This window comes from Stieleria marina (assembly GCA_007741555.1).
In the GTDB taxonomy this organism is placed as follows: Bacteria; Planctomycetota; Planctomycetia; order Pirellulales; family Pirellulaceae; genus K23-9.
This window is the reverse complement of sequence record CP036526.1, coordinates 2828418-2847752: the sequence shown is the minus strand read 5'-3', so window position 1 is coordinate 2847752 and position 19335 is coordinate 2828418. Positions and strand designations below refer to the sequence as shown.

Genomic DNA, 19335 nt, shown 5'->3' with positions numbered 1-19335 from the left:
GACTGTCAGCCTTTTTTCGTGCGCGGCCGGGAGGCGATTTGGGTAGGCAGCCTGCGAATTCATACTATGCTTGGTTAGAGCACCTGATATGCTACACCACCCGCCGTGGGGGCTATTCGTTTCGGCGAGCATGAACACTGTTCTTGTCTCAAAACAGGTGATGTTCACATTTAGACCAGGGATCGGTCGCCGATAACCGCATCCCATCCTATGTCTTTTTCAGCGAAATCAAATCGGCGAAGCGAGCCGCAAATCGCTCCCAATTCTCAGTGGGTATCGCTGAGGATTTTGGATGCTGCTCGACTACTGTTGATCGCTGCAATCTTCGTCGCTGTCTGGGGGATTGGCGGTTACTATCCCACCGCGCGTTTCGTAACGCTTGCACTCCTCAGTGCCGCTGCCGCGCTCGTATTTTTGGGTGGCCCCAAAGTAGAAACAAGCCCGCGAAATTTAGCCGCGCTGTCACTGATCATTGTCTCTGGATTGCTACTGGGGCTGATCCAGCTGATGCCGCAGTCCGCCTTTTCGTTGATGGAATGGTCGGGTGTACGCGACATGCAAATTCGCTTCGGAGCCGATCCGTCCGATGCCGGACTGACGCAGTCTTTGGTCCCCTGGATGACGCAAAGCTGGTTGGCGATGGCCGTGATTGGCTTTGCTGCATTCTTTCTCGGTTCGCAACTGTTTAACGATGACCGATCACGCATCTTTCTGCTCGTTTCGATTGCAATCTGCGGCGTCGGTCAAGTGCTCTGGGGCATCGCGCAACTGACGACTTACCCCGATATGATTTTTTACGGCGTCGAAAATCCATCGCCTGGAAGTGTGCCGTTTGGCACTTTTTTGAATCGCAATCATGCCGCGGATTTCATCGCAGTTGCGCTGGCTTGTTCGCTGGGAGTTTTCCGGGCTCGTTCGCTTTCCAAGGCACAGCAATGGCGAACAGGCTACGGAGTCACCGGTCAAATTCAATCGATGATCGCCAGTCCTCTAACGCTCGCGATTTCCTTGGGCGTACTTTGCCTGATGCTTGGCTTGGCTCTTTCGATGTCTCGCGGTGGATGGGTGTCTGCCTTTGTTGCAGCGTGCGTCGTCTCACTGTGTTGGAAACGCGCCGGTAAGAAGCGCCGCGTGATGCCGGTCATCGCTGCGATAATCGCAACAACGGTCGTGTTCTTCTCGTTGCAACTTTTCGGTTTTGGCGACCAGATCAGCAACCGTGTTGACGATTTAGATGTCGAAAAAGTGATCGCTGATCCTCGGTTCGATCATTGGGCAGAAGCGATTCCCGCCGTACAACATTTCCTGCCGTTGGGTTCCGGGATGGGAACCTACGGCTATGCGTACCTACCGTTTGAACCGGAGCCAGAGAGTCGCTGGTTTACACACGCTCACAACCAGTATCTCGAAGTACTCGTTGAAGCAGGACTGCCGGGAATCATCCTGGTGTTCTTGGGGCTGTACGTTGCTCTGCACAGCTGCCTGTCACTGTGCAGTAACGAACGCAGTGTCAGTAAACAAGCTCTGGGTGTTGCCGCCATGTCGGCGATCGTACTTCATGCGTTTCATGCGCTGACGGACTTCGGGCTGATGATGCCTGGAAACTTGATTGTCCTCGCAGCACTGGTTGGAGCCGCATGTGCCGCGGTCGACAAACGAACTCCGCGAAAGAAACGTCAACTTCGATCTGTGACTGCGGCGACAGCAGAGAGTGATCCAGCAAGCAGCGACCCAGCCACCAAGCTCCCGTCGAAGGGACTACCGCCGCTTGGGCGTTTGCTTTCGCCGACCACAATGGGGGTCATAGTCTTGCTCGCCCTTTGCGCTGCCCTGTGGCAACAAGGCCGCCACGTCAGTTCAACACGTGTGCTTAAACGCACATCCTTCGCAATGCAGACTCCGTCCCCGACCACCCAAGTGTCGCAGGAAAAGATTGCAGCACTAAGGGGCGAACTCCAACGTTGGCCTGCCTTTGAGCCCGTTCAAAGGCGAATTATCCGATTGGAAACACACCACGCCCGGCGACAGGTCTATGATCAGATTCGTACAAGCGAGGATCCGGACGCCCAACAACTCGATGCAATCGTGGCCTGGAATTCGACCTCTTTGCAAGTAGTCATTGCACGACTATTCGATGACTCTCCTGGTAGCGCTGACGAGAATACGAAGCAGCAAATTCGCGACCAGATGAAGAATAGTGCGCAATTGAGGGAGGCATGGGACGGCCTTCAAAATTCGCTGGTGCTGAATCCAATTCAGCCGCGAACGCATTTGCAAATCGCGCTGCTAGCCGCAGCGACGGGACGATCTTGGCGAGAACCGTTCGATCGTTCCATGAAGCTTTCGGTCGTTAATACCGACCAAACTTTGGGCAACGGATTGCTTGCGTGGGCCGCAAACGACAAACAATCGATGATCCAACAGTGGAAGCAAAATTTATCAACCAACACCGATTCCATCGAGCTGATCTACCAGTTGGCCAAAGTTCGTTTGAACGAAGATGCAATCGTGAAAGATCTCATGCCCAAACGTTGGGTCGTGCCCTTTCGGCTCTCGCAGCTACTGCGTCAACAAGAGGGCACCGATGAAGTGCGTGAAAAATTGCTTCGAAGATCCGAAGAGATTGCCGAGGCGTCGATCGCGGAGCCTAGCTCGCTCTACAAAACGCTGGGAATGATCGCTACAGCGCGTGATGACTTATCGGCAGCATCAGAACATTATGACAAAGCGATAAAGTCCAACCCCGGCAACGCTCATTTGCGGCATCTGGCTGCTGTCGCACTTTACCGTCAGGGTGACGCAAAACATGCTGTGCAGCAGGCGCGTCGTGCAAAAGATCTAGAACCTAAAAATGCTGAATACAGAAAATTCTTTCAGCAAGCAACCAAATTGCATCGTCAGCAATACTCCAACTCACAACTGTTGAATGACTCAAGTCGATCCCAACCTGAATAATCAAACTGCAGACGATTCCGAAGCGCTCGATCTGATCGGCGTCTTGCGACGTCGAATCGGTTTCATCGTGCTGGGCGTGACGCTTGGTTTGATCGCCGCCGGCCTGTACCTCCTGCTAACAACGCCGACCTACCGTGCCGAGATGGAAATCTTGGTGGGCCAAAAATCGGCCGACATGGTCAACGGTGCCAGCTCGAACACATCAGTCGAAGGTGCCAACACAGACGGCGATGTGCTCTCCACTCACATTCAGTTGATGACCAGCCGTCGCATTCTGAAAAAGGCGATCGCGGACCATGAGTTGACCGACATTGCCAGTGTCTCAAATGCAATCGACGAAGGCAAAAATCCACTGGAATACATTCGCGACCACCTGCACGTCACTAAAGGTGGTTTAGGTGTCGCCAAAGATGCTCATACGCTGCAAGCCACGTATGACGATCCATCGCCTGAGGATTGTGCTGTTGTACTACGAGCGATTTTTGACGCCTACGACGTCTATTTGAAAGAACACTTTTCCAGCAACAGTTCGCAAGCGATCGATTTGCTCAGCCAACTTGCCAACGACACGGCTGACGAAGTTCGCGAGGCAGAGCAAAACCTGACCAAGCACCTTGCATCTAGCAAAGTCATGTGGGACGGCAGCAAGACAACCAACATCTACAAAAAGCGGCTTGAATCGATCGAGATCGACCTGCTGGAATTGACCGAGAACGAAGCCCATATCGAATCCCGGCTCGCAGTCATCTCTGACTTTGTAGAGAACGCGGATCCCGAAAAAGTTTCCGACTTTGATCGCTTGGCATTGCTCAGCGAGAAAGAAGTCAATCGCTTGAAAGTTCTCTTCGATGTCACCCGCGGGGACACGATGAGCGAAGCATTTGTTCAAGACAATCCGATCCGGCAAGAGACTGCCAAGGCCGAGTACAACGATTATCTCAACTTGGTGATGCGTGAAAAGAAGCTCACCGAAAACTTCGGCGACGACCACCCCACCGTGGTTTCGATTCGCGAGCAGATCACAATGATGCGAAAATTCATTGACGATAAAGCCGCGGAAGTGGGAGACGGAGCCGTCATCGAAAAAATGAAACCCGATGAAATGCTCCAAACTTACGTGGGGCTTCTGGAGAACGACCTGGCCGGATTGCAACGCGAACGCGAAGTCCTGGTCCGCAGAAGCGAGGCTGAACTGGTATCAGCAAAGAAGCTTGAAGAAGAAGAGATGATGGCTGAATCTTTGAAGCTGGAACTGGTTCGCAAACAAGCTCTGTACGAAAAGATGAGCGACACGCTGAGTGAATTGAACTTTGTTCGCGACTACGCTGGTTTCGACACCGACGTCATTGGCGACGCAGACATTCAAGAACAGTCATCTTGGCCCGACCCCAAAATTGTGCTGCCGCTAGGAATGATCGCCGGTTTGGCTCTGGGTGTGATGCTGGCGTTCATCGCCGACCTTTGCGACACCACGTTTGCGGATCCAGAAGACGTCGAAAAGACCCTCGGTGCTCCGGTGCTTGCTCATGTCAATCGGTTCGCACCGATTCGCCGTAAACGAAATGAACCCGCCTTCGAGATCGATTCCTCAGTTTACGCCTTTCATCGACCACGTAGCCCCGAGGCCGAAATCTACCGGGTGATCCGAACCAGCATGCTGATGTCGGCCAAGGCCAAAGACCAACGCATCATTCAAGTCACTGGTCCGCTTCCAGGTGACGGCAAAAGTACAACCAGCGCAAACTTGGCAGTGGCATTCGCCCAAGCTGGCAAGCGAGTGTTGCTGATTGACGCTGACTTGCGTAAACCACGCGTCGCAAAATTGTTCCGACTAGAAAACACACTCGGCTTGAGTGAGGCCATCGGCGGTCTCGCGGACGCTGCCGATGTGATTTCCGATACCGTCGTCGACAATCTGTGGGCCGTCGGATCCGGTGCGGTTCCCGCAAATCCAGCTGAATTGCTCCAATCTGAAGATTTTGCGAGCCTGCTGAAGCACTGGGCAGAGGAGTTTGACTACGTAATTGTTGACTCACCACCCGTATTGGCAGTATCGGACGCCGCCATTATCAGTCAAAAATGTGATGTAACGCTTTTGGCTTTACGCATCGTCAAAAACGGTCGGCGAATCGCGCATCGCGCAATCACGTTGCTAAGACAGCACGACGCCAACGTTGTCGGATTGGTCATCAACGGCTACCAGAGCTCCAACAAGAACTATGGCTACATCGAAAAATACGACAGCGATTCCTATGGCTACGGCTACGGTCCGACCAGCGGCGGTTACTACCGCTCGGCAGATGCAACAGCCGAGACAGTCAAAGTGTCTTCGCGAGATGCGGAAGAAGCGCCCGTAGCTGCTGGCAGCCGCGTCTAATCGCTTCGCAAAATCCCCACACAATCTTTTCAGGCAAGTTCCTTGGATACCAACGAACCGATCACCAGTCGCAAGGCTGCTGTTGCACGACTAATGGATCCGCTTCTGCATCCATCATCGCGCGTCGGCGTGCTGCTGATCCTGCATGCTGTTTTGTTTTACGCGATCTACGCGATCAGTTACTCAGCACGCTACGACTTTAGCTTGCCACCGCATGCAAAACGATTGATGCTGGCGACAGCGCCGTTCGTTTTGTTGATCAAGATTGCGGCGTTTTATCTTTCGTCGCACTTTCATGGCTGGTGGCGGTACGTCACATTCGCAGACATCAAATCGCTCATCCGGGCGGCCTTCATTGCCATGGTCGTGATCGGGTTTGCCGATTACTTTTTCAGCTATCACTACTACAAGATTCCTCGCGCCGTCATCGTCTTTGACACACTGCTGACGATCATTTTGCTGGGAGGTCTTCGCTGCCTGTGGCGTTTTGCTGACGAACACTTTGGCATCCAGTTCAAACGTGTGGCTACCGAACCGGCACTGCTGATCGGTACAGATCATCGTGCTGGTATCCTTGCCAGTCAGATCAATTCCAATCGCGAAATGCCTTTCCGGATTCGCGCATTGGTTTCGACTCAACCAAGTCCACGTCGCAGAGTCTACGCCGGCATTCCAGTCACCGGTTCGATCGATCAAATCTCCGCCGTAGGTGCTCGCTACAACGCCAAGCACGTGTTCATCCCCTGCGACTCGCTGGGTGGAACTCAAATTCGCGACTTGATCGCCAACTGCAACCGTGCTGGACTGACGGTTCGCGTCTTGCCGAGATTCGAGGACGCTCTAGCGGGAAGTTCAGACATACCGCTTCGCGAAGTCGACATCGACGATTTGCTTAAACGTGATCCTGTCAAACTGGATACCAAACGGATCGATTCGTTGGTCAAAGGCAAACGCGTGATGGTGACCGGTGCTGGCGGTAGCATCGGCAGCGAAATTTGTCGCCAGTTGATGGAATTTGAACCAGCAGAAATCATCTTGCTGGGCCGCGGCGAGAATCGCATTTACACCATCCATCGCGACCTCGGTACCGCCGCTGATGAACACGGCGTCAAACTGAAACGTGTGATCGCTAATATCACCGAAGAAAATTCGATGCGTCGTGCCTTTGAAACCCATCGTCCTGAGATTGTGTTTCATGCAGCCGCGCACAAACATGTTCCGCTAATGGAACTCCATATTCGCGAAGCACTGCTGAACAATGTCGTCGGAACCAACGTGGTTGCCAAACTGGCCGATGAATTTCGGTGTAGCAACTTTGTCATGGTCAGCACCGACAAAGCGGTCAACCCAACCAGTATCATGGGTGCAACCAAGAACATTGCCGAGCGAGTGGTTCATGCGATGTCCGTAAACAGCAAGACGCATTTTTGCGTGGTGCGATTCGGCAACGTTTTGGGTTCGGCCGGAAGTGTCGTGCCGTTGTTTCAAAAGCAGATTCGTGCTGGCGGTCCAATCACCGTCACCGACGCTCGGATGACGCGTTACTTCATGTCCATTCCGGAAGCTGCTCAATTGGTACTGCAAGCAGGAAGCATGGCAAAGGGCGGCGAGATTTTTGTGCTCGACATGGGCGAACCAGTCGAGATCATGCAACTGGCCGAAGACTTGGTCCAACTTTCTGGGCTGAAACCAGGGACGATCGAAATCAAAGAAACCGGAATCCGCGAGGGTGAGAAACTCTACGAGGAACTTTATTTTGATGACGAAGCGACGTTGGAAACGGAGCATCGGAAAGTAAAAGCGGCGTACCATCGACTCCATGAAGGCACGCCGGACGATCGATTGATCTTCGAAGTGGTGGAGAACTTGGAGGCTGACGAAGCGACGCTACGGGGATTGATTTCGCGTTTGGTGCCTGAGTACCACGAGCACACGGAACCGACATCGCAAAAGAGCGAGTTGGTTTCAGTGAATGGTTCTCGTTAGTTCTCACTGCACCCAACACAACCTCCCAATCCACCGTGGCTCAAGTCTCGTGTCTACCAATCTAGGTCAGCCAAAAAAATCAGCGGGTGCGCGAAGGCTTCTTTCTCGCTCTGCGATTTTCGCATTCGGTGACCTACTGACCAAAGGTGCCAAGTACATCACCTTTCCTATTTTTGTGGCCGTACTAACGGTCCAGGAAGTAGGGATGCTGGGTATTTTCCAAGCCGTGTCGATGATTTGCTGGGCAATCGCGACCCTGGGATTTGGTGCTGCTGTGCGGCGTTTTTATCGCAACGGCGATGGTCGAACCGACGAACTCCTGATCGGCCGCTTGTGGCTGATTCGCCTTTTTGTGGCCAGTATCCCGATCAGTGCTGTGGCGTGCTTGGCTTGGTTTTTCGGCGCCAAGTTCTTTACAGCGATGCCAATCACATGGGTGCTGATGGCTATTCTGACGGGCTATCTGCGTGCTGGCACGGATGTTGTTGAATCGTGGTACATCATCCGCGAAGAACCCGTCACGTACCGAACCTTTACGTTCTTCCGATTCCTGAGCACCACCGCGTTGGTCTTGGGCTTAGTCGTTCTTTTTGACCAAGGCGTCTATGGTGCAATCATTGGCGAACTTATCGGAGCTGCCGTTTGGTGCTTTATTGCTGGTTACCTTGCACTCTCTCCCCACAAAGCAACGTCACGCGTGGCAGAACCGGAAGCGGCGTCTCAGTCACTGCAGTTGATTTTTCGATACAGCCTTCCGATCATTTTTCACGCGTCGTTTCTGTGGATGCTAGTCACGCTCGATCGACTGTTACTTCAGCGATACGTGGACAACAGCGCCTTGGGCGTCTACGAAATTGCCTACATGTTCGCGTCGTTGCTGATCGTGGTCGCGACGTCAATCAATTCTGCATGGCTGCCCGATTTTTTCCGCACCGCGGATGATGAAACAGGCCCCAAACGCTTTGCGCGGACCGCAGACCTGTTCTTTTGTTGCGTGATCGGCTGTGCCATTTCGCTCAGCATTCTGTCGTCTGACTTCATCGTGATTCTCACGGGCGGACGAGCAGAGTATGCCGGTGCCGCTTCGCTAAGTCGCATTATCCTGATCGGAACACTCTTTCAGTGTTTCTTCATGGCGTTCGCACAACCGCTATTTTTCACCGGCCGAACATTGACGCTGGCTTGTGTCTCCGGACTGGGAGTCGCCGTGAATGTCGTCTTCGTCCTGTATCTGGCTCCCAGTATGGGAACCATGGGTGCCGCCTGGGCGACTGCTGCAGCCTACGCAGTGATGTTTTTTGCGATGATCGGGATTGTGCATCAGACCTATCGTGTTCCTTGGAATTATTTTGGCATTCTGGGGGCGTCAATTCTCTTCTGGGTGATCACAATCACAACACCGCTGGGCAGTCAGAGCAGTGTCGCCTATGCGGCAGTTCGATGCGTTTGCTGCCTCGTGCTGCTAGGGATCGTCTTTGCGTGGTTCCGTTGGACTAGAGATTCAGAATCCGAAATCGCGTTCTTCACCGCGCCGGAGACCCCAGGAGAGATTCAATGAGTGCTCCCGTCGCCTTGACCACTAGACGAAGCATTCATCCAAACGATTTGCTTCGCCCTGCGTTCATTCTGTTCATCATCTTCCTGACGTGCGGCATCGCTTTTTCCGTCGAAACGACCATGGAAGCAGTGATGGGTGCGATGGCGTCTTTCTGCGCTGTGCTGGCAGTGATGCCGATGCTGGTCAAACGCAAGTACTGCGCGTTTGAACCTGCGACGGTGGTGCTCAGCGTTGTGCTCTTTAGCGTGACCGCAAAGATCTGGATGATTTTTGCTTTTGACAACACCAGTTCTCATATCCAAAAACGTCTGCTGCTGGGCAACGACACATCGGTGTTGTTTGACGGTCTCGTTGTGATGGTGATTGCGCTGGGCGCTTTCTCGCTTGGCTATCTGATACGGACGCCTAATTTTCGTTTGAAACACTTGCTGATGGCGGACAGCCACTCGTGGCACAACGGACGCCTGATCGCCATCTCGCTTTTGCTCTGTCTGTTTGGTCTGGTGTTTTTCGCGTTGTTTGTGCAATCGATTGGGTTTCGCATCGGTGACCAGTTGTCGGCGAAACGATTCGTCGAAGAGGGCACCGGAAGCGGCAATCGAATGTTCGACATGAGCTACTACTACTATCGGTTGGCTGCATTTGTAAAGTTTGCGTTCTACCTGCTGTTTGTGGATTTGCTCGCCCGACGAAGGAGCTGGATATCGCTCCAAGGCATGTTGATGATCGGATCGGGATTGCTCTCAGCCATGATCCCGCTGTTCCTTAACAACCGCGCCGGATTTGCACTGCTGATTCTTGATGCGATTGTGATCCTGTACTTCCTGCGACCCAAGCTAGTGATTCCAGCGTGCGTGCTGGGTGGCCTCGTCATCTTCGCAGGCTTCTTCGTCTTGTTAGCTGCCCGAAAAGGCGATGATCAAACGTTGACGGTCGAAGCGATCGTTGAAGAAACGCTCGGTGGCCGCGACTTGATGGACATCACCAAGACGGCGCACATCGTTCAAGCCGTCCCCGAACGATTGGAATATCGCTACGGCGAAACGCTCTGGGGATGGCTCGCCGCTCCGATCCCTCGTTCGGTATGGCCTGGCAAACCAATGTGGAGCGAACGTGGGACGTATCTGATGCATGCGGTGTACGGCGACATGCTGGGATATGGAGGCGTGCCACCAGGTTTGGTTGCCGAACTTTATTGGAACCTTGGGTGGTACGGCGTCATTATCGGCATGTTTGTCATGGGCGTAGCAATCCACTTGCTCTTCAAAGGTTTCAATGCATACCGCGACCGCCAAACTGCCGTTTTGATATACGCAATTATACTCAATCGCTTGGTCCTCTTTTCATTCGGAAATGACCTAGGCACGGGCATCGTCAAAACCACGTTAGATTTGCTGCCGTTGATGGTGTTTATCTTCATCGTCGCCAAACGCAAGGGCAGCCCACTGTATGGCGGTTATGGCCTGGAGTACCGAGATGAAATCCCGCCAATCGAAACCTCAGCAACTACAGCTGCCCCTAACACGCCCTCCGCGCAGGCGACGTAAGTTCGCCGCCTGCTCGAAGCCCCACTGACCAACCACTCCGACGAATCTACGACAGGTAACGATCGTGTCCAGTCCCAAGTCGCTTAGCCGAGCGACGATCTATTATCGAGCCGTTCAGCGACTGTTCTTGTGGCACTGCTGCACCAAGCGATTGCCACTGTATCCTGTCACTGAGTTTCCCAAGTGTGGTGGCACTTGGTATTGCCAAATGCTGTCCAAGGTTTTGGATCAACCGTTTTCGCGGAACAGCAGCAAGCCCATTTTTGGTCAATCCATTATTCACGGGCACCACTTATTTTCACCACACTTCCACCGTCCCGTTTCCGTGATTCGCGACGGACGTGACGCGATCGTTTCGGCGTACTACCACTTTCTTTTTCGAAACGAAGTTAACTCAAATTACGGAGTGAACCGGACTCGCAAGGCATTGCCGTTCGACGATTACGACAACATCCAGTCCAATCTACCAGCCTTTATCGACTACATGTTTACGGTGTTCAACCAAGGCGGAAAGCGTTTTAGTTGGACCGAATACATCATGGATTGGCACGATAAAGATCGACTAGAAGTCCGCTACGAAGACTTGCTAGTACAACCGGCCGAAGAGTTGCTCCGATCGGCACGCTGGTTCGGATTTGACGACGTTGATTTAGAGCATTGCCAGAACGTTGCCGATCAATTCACGTTCAAAAAAATGAGCGGACGGGCCAGGGGCCAAACCGATTCCAGTTCGTTTATGCGCAAAGGCATCGCCGGGGATTGGATCAATTCGTTCTCGCCATTGGCTCGCGAGCGATTTCATGTTCATGCGGGTGACGCTCTTCAAATCGCAGGCTACGAAACGGACGACTCTTGGGTGACCGCGACCACGGGGGCGGCTAAAGAAGTCGTCGACGCCTAAGAAAAACTAAGCCCGCCGGATCGCATCAACTCCAATCGATCGGTCTCGTTCAACACATTTAAGTCTACTGAAGAGAGTCTCTCGAAATGTCTCCCACATTCATCAACATTGGCCCTGGTCGATGCGCCACGTCTTGGCTGCACGAGATACTGCTGGCGCATCCCGATGTGACGATGGCCAGCGTCAAAGAGACGGAGTATTTTAACAGTAACTTCCACTTGGGCGACAAATGGTACGAAGATCACTTCGCAGACGAAGGCAAAACTGCCTCGGGTGAAATCTCGAACTGCTACTACACCGACCCGGAAGTCGCGAAAAGGATTTTTCAATACAATCCGAAGATGAAGATCATGATCAATGTGCGTGACCCGCATTCGTTGATGCAGTCTTTTCATCAGTTCGGGGTCCGTCGCGGACTGCCCCTGGGGCCGCTGCAAGATTCGCTGGGCGAACACATCGGCAAACTGATGGGCAGTGGATACCAGTATCGACAGCGACGCAACCAATTGACCGAAGGCGACACGATTTCACTGCAGGAATCCGTGCTACTGTCTGTACGGCTTCAATCGTTCTTCGAGACCTTTCCTCGCGACCAAATCTACCTGTTCGTCTACGAACGACTGAAAACGGAACAGGAGCAGGTGCTAGCCGAGATCTACGACTTCATCGGGGTTGATAGCAACTACCAACCACCCGCTGCAAACGAAGTCGTCAACGCGTCGATCACGCCAAAGTCAAAGTCAGTCGCCCGTCTCGCGACGCAAGTGTCGTACTTGCTCCGACGCATGGGCATGTACGGCCTGCTTTCGCGTCTGCACAAATCACGTTTGGTCAAAAAGGTCTTCTATTCGGACACTGCCCTGAAACAAAGCGTCAAAGTGAATCCGCGTGAGGTACTGGATGATCAGGACTGCGACGTACTGAACGAAGAAATCCGACGAATGATCCAGCTTCATCCGTCCCTGGAACCGTGGTGGACCAGATTGCTGGCGGAGTCGACACCCAATTTGCATGCCCCCACGGCAAGTGCAGGAACGTAGCCGTGAGTAGTCAAACGTCCCCGCAAAATTTCTTGATCACTGGAGCGAGCGGCTTCCTGGGCTCCGAGATCGTAAGACAATGCCAACAGCAAGGACTTGCTTTTCGATGCACTGGTCGACGAAGCGAGCTTTCCGGCGTTGAGAGCGAATGCGATTATCGTCAGATCGATTTCGGCAAAGACGAAATTCCTGCGTCGCTATTCGACAACATCGACACCGTGATTCATGTTGCTGGACTGGCACACCAATTCGGAAAACAAGGCGATGATCACGATGCGTTTCAGAGAGTGAACGCCGATGCGGTGGCCAAGATCGCCAGCGCCGCATCGAAGCAGAGAGTGTCACACTTTGTGCTTATAAGTAGCAGCGGCGTCTACGGTGCAGCTCGCGAACATTGCAACGAAGGAGACGAATGCGCCCCCGTCGGATCCTACGCCGAAAGCAAATACGCTGGCGAAAAGGCAGCGACTGATGCGATCGAAAACACAGCGATGCATCTGACGATCCTTCGCATGACGACGCTCTATGGCCCCGGTGACCGCGGAAATGTCGACCGATTGATGAAAGCGATCGACAGCGGAAAGTTCGTCAACATTGGCGATGGTTCGAACGAAAAAAACTTGCTTCACGTCAGCGACGCCGCTCGCGCAACACTTCTTGCAGCGAATCGATCGTCGACTCCGCCAAACGCCATCTACAACGTCGCCATTGAACCAACGAAAATGAGTTCCGTCATTCGGGAACTTCAGTCGCACTTGGGAAAGAAAGTACTGGTAACCGTACCGTCTGGACTGGCATTATTTGGCGCCAAAGCTCTTTCCGTTTTGTGCTTGGGGCGCGGTCCCATTGCAAGAATTCATTCGACGATTGAAAAATGGACCCGCAGCGACACGTTTGACGGCACGAAATTCCGCCAGGTCTTTCGCTTCACGCCTCAACTATCAATCACCGACGGCATCGCCAGCCAGGTCAAACACTACCGAACGAAACACAGCAACACACGGCGCCCCTCGATGGCAAAGACAGTGTTCGACTATTCGCTGGGCTTGTTCCTTCTAATGGTCTTCGCGATCCCTATGACGATCATCGCCGTGCTGGTCAAAGTGACTTCCAAAGGTCCGATCATCTATTGGTCGCGCCGAGCGGGCAGGGCTGGATCCACCTTTCCGATGGCAAAGTTCCGCACGATGCGGACCGACACGCCTGAAGTGGCAACGCATTTGCTGAACGATTCCAAAAGCTACATCACACCGCTGGGAGCGATCCTACGCAAAACGAGTTTGGATGAATTACCGCAGCTGATCAACATCCTAGGCGGCCACATGTCGTTCGTTGGTCCTCGCCCATCACTGCCCAGTCAAGACGAAGTCAATCAACTGCGCGACGTGTTCGGTGTATCGCAGTTAAAACCCGGCATCACCGGATGGGCCGCGATCAATGGCCGCGACGAACTGCACTGTGCGGAAAAAGTCGCATTTGATTCTCAGTATCTCCAGCGGCAAAGCTTCTGGTTTGATATGCAGATCATTTTCCGTACGGCATTTGCGGTGTTCAAAAGCGATGGTATCAAGCAAGCAGATGACGAAGGCGGCGAACCCTATATCGTGTTGACCGAAGGCTCGGAGCGAACTCTTATTTGCACTACTGATGCGGTTGCAGCCGGGTGCTTCGCCACGGACGACCGCAAGTGGAGCGATTCGCGTTTTGTTTCTCTACGCCCGTCCGGCCAGATCGCTTCCTCGGACATCGCTTCCGCAACCGGAAACACGCCTCAAATAATATTCGTCAGCCGCAAGGATTCGGAGAGCGAAGCGTTGATGGTTTTTGACATGATTGGCAAAGAACTTTCTAGCGGCCAAACGTTGCAGCACATCCAACTGCCGTCGCTGAATTCCGACGATTCCGTGAAACATGAACTTTTGCAAAATGCCGAACAGATTCTGAGCAACGACCAAAGCGGCAAGGGATCTTAGCCGTACAACGTCGCAGCCAGTTGCTGAGCAAGCTGGAATTTGACGCTCCGGATCAGTCGCTTTCACAAGGCGATTTCGTTTAGTCAAATTGGTGGCGACGCCATGATGACCGGCATAATCGGAACACAAAAAAAAATACACACAGCGATGCACACTCTGCGGTAGCTCAATACCGGAACAAGATTACAGTAATGTTTGTAGCGAAAAGCGACACGCCGCAGATCAACTTTTAGCACTTGAACTTCACTTTTCATTCGGACGCGACTCATGGGATCATCCCCCAAATTTAAACCTGATGGCAAAACGGTACTGATCACGGGCGGTACCGGATCGTTCGGAAAAACGATGGTCAAGCACTTGCTCTCACGTGGCTACGAAGAGATTCGGATCTTCAGCCGAGACGAATGCAAGCAGGAAGAAATGCGTGTTCAGATGAGTGAACCGCGATTGAAATTCTACATTGGCGACATCCGAAATCGCGAAAGCGTGGATGCCGCCATGGAAGGCGTGGACTTGGTCTTTCACGCTGCGGCGTTGAAACAAGTGCCTTCCTGTGAATTCTTTCCGATGGAAGCCGTCGCGACCAACATCATCGGCAGCAACAACGTTTTGGAATCGGCTGTCAAAGCCAAAGTCGAGTGCGTGGTTTGCTTGGGAACGGACAAAGCCGTTTACCCCGTCAATACGATGGGCATGACTAAAGCGGTCATGGAAAAAGTGGCTCAGTCCGTCGCCAGAAGACTGGACGACCACGAGACGCGCGTCTGCAGTGTTCGCTATGGCAACGTCATGTGTTCGCGTGGATCCGTGATTCCATTGTTCGTTCGTCAGATTCGCGAAGGCAATCCGCTGACATTGACGGATCCCGAGATGACCCGATTCATGCTGCCACTGCGTGATTCAGTCTCATTAGTTGAGTTTGCTTTTGAAAATGCTCAGCAAGGCGACGTCTTCATCAAGAAAGCAGCCGCCTGTTCTTTGATGACACTCGCTCAAGCGATGTTGCAGTTGTTTGAATCCAACAGCGAGATTAAATCCATTGGCGAACGACATGGCGAAAAGATGCACGAAGCTCTCGCCAGCGTGGCTGAGATTCGTCGCAGCGAAGACATGGGCGACTTCCTACGCATTCCAATGGATGACCGCGACTTGAACTACTCGAACTTCTTTACCAAAGGTCAAAAGAGCGATACCAAACTACAGGACTACTCGTCTGATTCGACCGAGCAGCTATCGGTTCAACAGATGAAGGATTTGCTGCTGTCATTGCCTGAGATTCAAGCAGATTTGCGTCAAGATGGACTATTGGTCTAGCCCTGGCACCCGCAAACGAACCTATTCAATCTCAATCGAGTAAATGTGATGACAACTGTTTTGGTCACAGGAAGCGACGGCCTGATCGGCTGGCACTTTCGCTGTTTTTTATCGACGCTTGAAGACGTCAATGTCACGTCCTGCAACCGTTCACAGTTTGCAGACGACGACTACTTAAGCGAAGCGGTTCGCAACGCAGATGTGATCGTTCACTTCGCCGGCATGAACCGAGGTGAAGAGGACGAAATCTACGCGACCAACGTTGCTTTAGCCGAACGCTTGGCGTTGTCCTGCAAATCATCGGGCAACAAGCCGCACGTGATTTACAGTTCGTCGACGCACATTGACGGTCCGACGCGATATGGCGAATCCAAACGCGTTGCTGGCGAAATCCTTGCGAAAAACGCGGCGGAAACGGACAGCACTTGCACCAACCTGATTTTGCCACACGTTTTTGGCGAGCACGGAAAACCATTCTACAACTCGGCGGTTTCCACGTTTGCGCATCAGATCGCCAACGGCGAAACACCTAGCGTGACCGGAGATGGCCAGCTTTCGCTGCTACACACCGGTGACGTTGCCAAGATCGCCTGGAAAGCTGCCCAAGATCGTTACGACGGCGACTTGCGACCAGACGGAACGCCACTAAAAGTAACGGAACTGGCCGAACTGCTCCAACACTTGGCCTCTCGTTACGCCAGCGGGACAGTACCGAATCTGGACAACCTGCTCCACCTACAGATGTTCAATACGTATCGCTCATACATTCCGCATGCGAAACGCCCCGTCGACCTGACACTGCATTCTGATCCACGCGGATCATTGTTCGAAGCGATTCGGTCTGATGGACAAGGCCAAACGTTTTTGTCGACGACCAAGCCGGGAATCACGCGAGGAAACCATTTTCATCTGCACAAAGTCGAACGCTTTTTGGTGGTCCAAGGCAAAGCCAAGATTCGATTACGAAAAGTGCTCACCAACGAAACACATGTCTTCGATGTTGACGGTGAGGTTCCGCAAGCGATTGATATCCCAACCCTTCACACGCACAACATCACCAACGTCGGGGACGAACCGCTGCTGACGTTATTCTGGTCTGCCGAGCTTTTCAATCCGGATGCTCCCGACACTTATTTTTTAGAAGTCGATTTACCACAAGCATCCAACGCTTAGTGCGTCTTTCGCAACCATCCAATTCAATCCACTTGAGCGACAGAGAAAGTCGAATCAAATAATGAGAACGAATCGTCTGAAGATCATGACCATCCTTGGTACGCGACCGGAGATCATCCGATTGGCGCGCGTCATGAATGCGTTGGACCAGCACGCCGATCACGTGATCGTCCACACGGGGCAAAATTACGACTACGAGTTGAACCAGATTTTTTTCGATGATCTAGAGATCCGAAAACCCGATCATTTCCTTGGCGTCGACACGTCGTCGCTGGGCAATGTTCTGGGCGGAACGTTGATCGAAAGCGAAAAAGTACTGCGTTCGGAGAAACCCGATGCGGTCGTAATCTTGGGTGACACCAACAGTGCGTTGGCTGGCATCATGGCTCGACGGTTGAAGATTCCGCTTTATCACATGGAAGCCGGCAACCGTTGCTTTGACATGAATGTCCCCGAAGAAACGAATCGGCGCATCATCGATCACATCAGTGACTTCAATTTGGTTTACACCGAACACGCCCGCCGCCATCTACTGGCCGAAGGTTTTCCGCATCGACGGATCTACGTCACCGGATCGCCGATGCGGGAAGTGCTCGAACACTACGCTGACAAAATCGACGCGTCCAATGCGCTCGCCGACCTGGGGCTCAAACCGCAGCAGTACTTGCTCGTCAGCATGCACCGCGAAGAAAACGTCGACAATCCGGTTCAACTATCCAATCTGCTAGCGGGTCTATCCCAGTTGGCCGATGAACACGGATTTCCCGTCATCGTTTCAACCCACCCACGCACCAAGAAACGGCTTGACGAAGGAAATCTGCTAGACACGCATGATCAAGTGCGATTCATGAAGCCGTTTGGTTTCTGCGATTACAACCGGCTCCAGAAAGATGCATTCTGCGTCATATCCGATAGCGGAACCATCAGCGAAGAATCCAGTCTGTTGGGTTTTCCAGCCGTCACGATTCGAAATGCCATTGAACGGCCCGAAGCTCTCGACACTGGTAGCATCGTCATCACAGGCACTGATCCTGGACGAATCGTCGACTGCGTTCGACTGGTCACGACGGACACCGCAGGATTCCCGCCCGTGCCCGCCGACTACTCGATCGCGAACTGTTCTCAGCGAGTTGTGCGGCTTGTTCTCGGCACTGCAAATCTGACTCATCGCTGGATGGGTATCGAGACACAGGCCTAACCCCGCTATGCCTGATCATCCAGCGATGCCTGAAAACAAAACCGAGTCCCAGATCGCGCCGACTCGAATCACGCTGATCCATCGCTATTTTTGGCCGGACACGTCGCCGTATGGAATTCTGCTCCGCAAGATCGCTGAGCACTTGGCTTCCGAAGGCAATCAGGTCAGCGTGTTCACCGGCCAGCCGACGTATTCCAAGGAATCCGATGCGTCGCAATCGGTTCAGCTGTCCCAAGATTTGGGCGAACACTTAACTGTAAAACGCGTTAAGCTATTGTCGCAGCGTCGGTTTCGCCCGATCTTTCGAGCAATCAACGATCTGATTTTCTGCATCGGAATCATCTGGTTTGTACTACGCAAAAAGCCCCAAGTGGTGATGTGCAGTACCCAACCTCCCGTCATCGGTGCCGCTGCCGCGGGATGGGCGGCCCGACGAGTGGGAGCGAAATTCATCTACCACCTTCAGGACATTCACCCCGAAGTGGTTTGCGAAACGGGACATGTGCGGCATTCCTTTCTGATGAAGCTACTTCAGAAAATTGATGTCCGCACCGTCCAACGTGCGGACCGCATTGTGTTGTTGTCTGAAGACATGCGAGATTCCATGATGGATCGTGTCGCTGGAATTAAGGACAAGATCGAAGTCATTCCGAATTTCAATCTCCCTCGGTTTGACGATCTCAAGTCGCCGCCTGAGGAGTGGATGAAGACTCCCGGCGTTTTTCGCATGATGTTTGCCGGGAACATTGGTCGATTCCAAAACTTGGACTCGATCGTCGATGCCTGCTTGCAAGTGCCAGACAAAACCCCGTTTGAATTTGTCTTGATGGGTGATGGAAAAGCAAAAGAAGAACTTCGGGAAAAGGCCATTGCAGCCAATGACGACCGAATCAAATTCATCGATCGCCAGCCGCTCTCCATGGCCGAGCCGCTGATGGCTGATGCCGATCTCTGTGTGGTCAGCTTGGAGCCCAAAGTGTATCGATACGCGTTCCCTAGCAAACTGGCTTCCTATCTTTCACTCGGAACAGCCGTTTTGGTGGTTTGCGAAAGTGACAGTGAATTGAGTCGGCTGCCGATAGAATTTGGATTTGGATTATCCTGCAACCAATCTCCTGTGGCCGACATTCTGGAGCAGATCCAATACGCGATTGGCCATCCCGACGAAGTTGCTGGAATGCGAGTTAGCGCGGGTGAATTCTTTTCGTCGCATTTCTCTCGCGACCAAGTGATGCCTCAGTGGACGCAATTGCTGCAGCGCGTGTTGGGTTAAAGCCGCGCACCGACGGTTGCCAAGCAAACTTCGCGGTGAA

Annotated in this window: 12 protein-coding genes; all 12 read left to right on the top strand. The window is 52.9% G+C overall.

Annotation, left to right across the window (positions count from 1 at the left end):
• The first annotated feature begins 210 nt into the window (after nucleotides 1–210).
• The 12 genes from K239x_RS09855 to K239x_RS09800 all read left to right on the top strand — a co-directional run bounded on the left by K239x_RS09855 (nucleotide 211) and on the right by K239x_RS09800 (nucleotide 19295).
• Nucleotides 211–2955 (top strand): O-antigen ligase family protein, encoded by a 2745-nt coding sequence (locus tag K239x_RS09855; protein ID WP_145417651.1) that lies wholly within the window; start codon nucleotides 211–213, stop codon nucleotides 2953–2955.
• Nucleotides 2927–5332, top strand: a complete 2406-nt coding sequence (locus tag K239x_RS09850) for a GumC family protein (RefSeq protein WP_145417650.1) — start codon at nucleotides 2927–2929, stop codon at nucleotides 5330–5332. Before K239x_RS09855 ends, K239x_RS09850 begins: the two co-directional genes overlap by 29 nt.
• Nucleotides 5333–5374: 42 nt before the next feature.
• Nucleotides 5375–7318, top strand: a complete 1944-nt coding sequence (locus tag K239x_RS09845; protein WP_145417649.1) for a polysaccharide biosynthesis protein — start codon at nucleotides 5375–5377, stop codon at nucleotides 7316–7318.
• A 49-nt stretch (nucleotides 7319–7367) separates the two neighbouring features.
• Nucleotides 7368–8876 (top strand): lipopolysaccharide biosynthesis protein, encoded by a 1509-nt coding sequence (locus tag K239x_RS09840; RefSeq protein ID WP_419189886.1) that lies wholly within the window; start codon nucleotides 7368–7370, stop codon nucleotides 8874–8876.
• A complete protein-coding gene (locus K239x_RS09835; protein ID WP_145417647.1) occupies nucleotides 8873–10423 on the top strand; it encodes an O-antigen polymerase in 1551 nt (516 codons plus the stop codon). The genes K239x_RS09840 and K239x_RS09835 overlap by 4 nt, the downstream gene beginning before the upstream one ends.
• 64 nt (nucleotides 10424–10487) lie before the next feature.
• Entirely contained in the window at nucleotides 10488–11324 is an 837-nt protein-coding gene (locus K239x_RS09830) for a sulfotransferase domain-containing protein (RefSeq protein WP_145417646.1), read from the top strand.
• 86 nt (nucleotides 11325–11410) lie between these two features.
• Nucleotides 11411–12364, top strand: coding sequence for a sulfotransferase domain-containing protein (locus K239x_RS09825; protein ID WP_145417645.1), 954 nt, complete (start codon nucleotides 11411–11413; stop codon nucleotides 12362–12364).
• 2 nt (nucleotides 12365–12366) lie between these two features.
• Nucleotides 12367–14337: a hybrid nucleoside-diphosphate sugar epimerase/sugar transferase gene (locus tag K239x_RS09820; protein WP_145417644.1), complete on the top strand. Its 1971-nt coding sequence runs from the start codon at nucleotides 12367–12369 to the stop codon at nucleotides 14335–14337.
• 267 nt (nucleotides 14338–14604) lie between these two features.
• On the top strand, nucleotides 14605–15651 hold the full coding sequence (locus K239x_RS09815) for an SDR family NAD(P)-dependent oxidoreductase (RefSeq protein WP_145417643.1): 1047 nt from the start codon (nucleotides 14605–14607) through the stop codon (nucleotides 15649–15651).
• A gap of 48 nt (nucleotides 15652–15699) precedes the next feature.
• The gene (locus K239x_RS09810; protein ID WP_145417642.1) at nucleotides 15700–16824 is read left to right on the top strand and encodes a polysaccharide biosynthesis C-terminal domain-containing protein; all 1125 of its coding nucleotides are present in this window, start codon (nucleotides 15700–15702) and stop codon (nucleotides 16822–16824) included.
• A 61-nt stretch (nucleotides 16825–16885) separates the two neighbouring features.
• Nucleotides 16886–18022: a non-hydrolyzing UDP-N-acetylglucosamine 2-epimerase gene (gene wecB, locus K239x_RS09805; protein WP_145417641.1), complete on the top strand. Its 1137-nt coding sequence runs from the start codon at nucleotides 16886–16888 to the stop codon at nucleotides 18020–18022.
• Nucleotides 18023–18029: 7 nt separating this feature from the next.
• The gene (locus tag K239x_RS09800; RefSeq protein ID WP_145417640.1) at nucleotides 18030–19295 is read left to right on the top strand and encodes a glycosyltransferase family 4 protein; all 1266 of its coding nucleotides are present in this window, start codon (nucleotides 18030–18032) and stop codon (nucleotides 19293–19295) included.
• Nucleotides 19296–19335: the final 40 nt, after the last annotated feature.

Coding starts and splice junctions, on each gene's coding strand:
- K239x_RS09855 (WP_145417651.1), top strand. CDS start 211: ATGTCTTTTTCAGCGAAATCAAATCGGCGAAGCGAGCCGCAAATCGCT.
- K239x_RS09850 (WP_145417650.1), top strand. CDS start 2,927: ATGACTCAAGTCGATCCCAACCTGAATAATCAAACTGCAGACGATTCC.
- K239x_RS09835 (WP_145417647.1), top strand. CDS start 8,873: ATGAGTGCTCCCGTCGCCTTGACCACTAGACGAAGCATTCATCCAAAC.
- K239x_RS09825 (WP_145417645.1), top strand. CDS start 11,411: ATGTCTCCCACATTCATCAACATTGGCCCTGGTCGATGCGCCACGTCT.
- K239x_RS09815 (WP_145417643.1), top strand. CDS start 14,605: ATGGGATCATCCCCCAAATTTAAACCTGATGGCAAAACGGTACTGATC.
- K239x_RS09810 (WP_145417642.1), top strand. CDS start 15,700: ATGACAACTGTTTTGGTCACAGGAAGCGACGGCCTGATCGGCTGGCAC.
- wecB (WP_145417641.1), top strand. CDS start 16,886: ATGAGAACGAATCGTCTGAAGATCATGACCATCCTTGGTACGCGACCG.
- K239x_RS09800 (WP_145417640.1), top strand. CDS start 18,030: ATGCCTGATCATCCAGCGATGCCTGAAAACAAAACCGAGTCCCAGATC.